The following is a 1,233-nucleotide window of genomic DNA, read 5'->3' as shown; positions in this document are numbered from 1 at the left end:
TTATTGCGCTAAAAGCGCTGGGAGTCTGTTTGTCATTAGATGATTTTGGTACGGGTTACGCCTCTCTTAGTTACTTACAAGAGTACCCCTTCGACTTTATTAAAATTGACAAGAGCTTTATCGATAAAATAGTGAATAATCGGACACAGTCTGCCATTGTTAAAGCTATTTTAGACTTGGCTACTGCTTTGGATATGAGTGCCGTCGCCGAAGGTATCGAGACTGAGCAGCAACGTGATTTGTTATTACAAATGGGCTGCGATTATGGGCAAGGTTACTGGTTTGGTCGCCCTGTCTCAGCTGACATAGCAACTAAAATGTTGAGTCATGCGTCTCTTCCAGACGCATGACTCAATTAATTTAATCTATCACCACTACTATAGTGATTGGCTTATATAGCTTTTCTGTGTATATAGCTTTTCTGTGTACCGTATTTAGCACTATTTTTTGTCCTTCAACGCTGATTATATAAAGGATGCAAGTTAGGTTGATGACTTATCAGTATTATAACCAAACTTGTATAATTTCTAGTGAACGCCTATCTTTTGAGGTGAATTTACTAATACAGTCATAATTCTTTTAGCATTTTTCAACGTTATATTATATGACCGATATCGTAGCCCTAAGTCTTTTGTGTAGGCAAATCTGATATCAGTAACATACTAACAGTCAAAATAACCACAAACCAAGTCGTTTGTTTGCTGTCGGTCATACCAAAAAAAAGGACAGGAAGTTATGCAGTACAAAGCCCCATTACGTGATATTCAATTCGTCATGCATGAGCTACTTGATAGCGAAAGCCACTATAAACGCTTACCAAAATTTCAAGAAGCTGATCGCGAGTTAATGGACAGTCTGTTTGAGATGGCTGCAAGCTTTGCTGAAAATGAGTTGTCACCACTGAATCAAAGCGGCGATGCTGAAGGCTGTCATTTTGATAATGGCAAGGTCACCACACCTAAAGGCTTTAAAGAAGCTTATAAACAGTACTGTGAGCTTGGTTTCCCTGCACTTTCTGCTGAAGAAGAATTTGGCGGTCAAAACATGCCTTTTTCATTATCTACGGTCATCAACGAGATGGTAGGTACGGCTAACTGGTCATTCTCTATGTACCCAGGCTTATCACATGGTGCTATCCAAACCATTGAGCACCACGGTACTGATAGCCAAAAAGAAACATATTTAGAAAAAATGGTCACTGGCGAATGGTCAGGTACTATGTGTCTTACTGAA

Annotated in this window: 2 protein-coding genes; both read left to right on the top strand. The window is 39.4% G+C overall.

Translation table 11 applies throughout. The annotated features are described in order from the left end of the window. Window positions 1-350: EAL domain-containing protein (locus ACS8FD_RS15375; protein ID WP_439276486.1), on the top strand; the 350-nt coding region annotated here is incomplete at its 5' end. A 385-nt stretch (window positions 351-735) separates the two neighbouring features. Beyond that, window positions 736-1,233 (top strand): acyl-CoA dehydrogenase family protein (locus tag ACS8FD_RS15370; RefSeq protein WP_439276485.1); only part of this gene is annotated, 498 nt, incomplete at its 3' end.

Source organism: Psychrobacter sp. 1U2 (genome assembly GCF_051847575.1).
The sequence above is the reverse complement of the archived record's forward strand: the minus strand, read 5'-3'. Positions and strand labels throughout refer to the sequence as shown.